Source organism: Streptomyces sp. NRRL WC-3549, from assembly GCF_000721935.1.
In the GTDB taxonomy this organism is placed as follows: Bacteria; Actinomycetota; Actinomycetes; order Streptomycetales; family Streptomycetaceae; genus Streptomyces.
Window position 1 is genome coordinate 56471 of sequence record NZ_KL585429.1, and the last position, 1606, is coordinate 58076.

General features: G+C 74.6%; 1 protein-coding gene. It reads right to left on the reverse strand.

The window, feature by feature from the left end; all coding sequences use genetic code 11:
- Window positions 1-1248, reverse strand: a 1248-nt coding sequence (locus IH13_RS0129880) for an NsdA family TPR-like regulatory protein (protein ID WP_031089191.1), incomplete at its 3' end; no start/stop codon positions are given.
- Window positions 1249-1606: the final 358 nt, after the last annotated feature.

A 1606-nucleotide genomic window follows, 5' to 3' on the forward strand; every position in this document is an offset into this window, starting at 1 on the left:
CAGCCGGTCCCGGAGCCGCTGGGACTCCATGCCCCGGGCGTGTTCGGCCATCTCGGAGGCGGTGCACGCCGCCCGGTCGGCCTCTCCCTGGAGCAGTTCGAGGTGGGCCAGCAGCGCCAGGCGGTGCACACGGCCCCGGGCGTGCGCCGGGGAGCGTACGGCCGCCGAGGCGCGCTCCCGGGCCGCGGAGAGGTCCCCGAGCCCGAGCAGCGCCTCCGCCACCTGTACGTCGACGAGGCCGGGCTGGACGTAGCCCGTCTCCTCCGGCTCTCGGTTCGGGCTGATGCGCTCGGCCTCGGACTCGGCCCGGTGGATGCGCTCCAGCGCGCCGCGGGTGTCGCCGAGGCGTGCATAGGCCTTGGCCTGCATCGCGTACAGGTCGGCGGCCAGGGCGGGGGTGATGTGCGGGCCCGCGGCCCGCAGGGCGGCCTCGGCGAAGGCGACGGCCCGGCGGTGGTCGGCGAGGAACAGCGACTGGTTGACCAGCAGGGCGATCACATAGCCGCCGAGCCCCCGGTCACCGCTCGCCTTCGCCAGGCGCAGGGCCTGGTGGAAGTAGCGCTGGGCGAGGCCGTGGGCGTCGGAGTCGTACGCGCAGATGCCGGCGACGGCGACCAGGCCGCCGACCGCCCGGTGCAGGCGGCGCCCCACGGCGTCGTCGTACCCGGCGCGCAGCAGGGGGGCGGTCTCGGCGTTGAGGAACTTGACGACCCGGGATCTGGTCGCGATACCTCCGGCCTTCCGGTACATCTGCTCGTAGTGGGTGCGGGCGGCCCGCAGCATCTCTATGTCCGCCGCGCCCACCCGGCGGGGGCCCGGGCGGGAGACGTCGGTGTCCTCCGGCGGGTTCTCCCACTCCCAGACGGGCATCACGGCCGTCGTACCGGTGGCGACGGGCGCGGTGGCGAGCCCGGGGCGCCGCTGGTCGTCGGAGCGCCACAGGGCGGTGGCGTGCTCGACGAACCCCGACAGGCCGGCGGACCGCACCTCGGCGTACGGCCCGGAGGTGCCCATGCCGATGTCGTCGAGGGTGACGGGCCGTTCCAGCCGTACGGCCAGCACCTCGCAGATCAGGTCCGGGACCTCGCCACGGGGACGCTGGCCCTTGAGCCAGCGGGCGACCGCCGTGTGTTCGTACCGCAGGGTCAGGCCGCGGGCCCGGCCGGCCAGATTGATGTGACCGGCGAGCCCGGCACGGGACACACCCGCCTCGTCGATCAGGGATTCGAGCAGGACATTGGGCTCCATTGCCCCCCCATGTGCGCGTCGGGACGAGCTTAGGGGTGATTCACACGGGGTGTGAATCAAATGCCCGAACCGTCCGGCTGTGCGCTCTGCCGCACCGGCCGGCCGGCCGCTTGAATGAACGTCTCGCAAGAGGCGGCCGGGTCGTCGGCTCCCCCTCGTAACAGTCCGACGACCCGTCTCCGCGCCGTCCGCTCCGCCGACCTGCCCGACACTCCGAGGCGGGGCGGACGCCGCCGGATCGCACGCGTCCACTGCCCCGACGAAGGAAGGTGGCTACGGGGCCGGTACTCCCGGCCCGCGCGCGGTCCCCGGGGCCGCCCGGCGAGACAGCGGGAGGGGCGCATCCGGTGGCCGGATG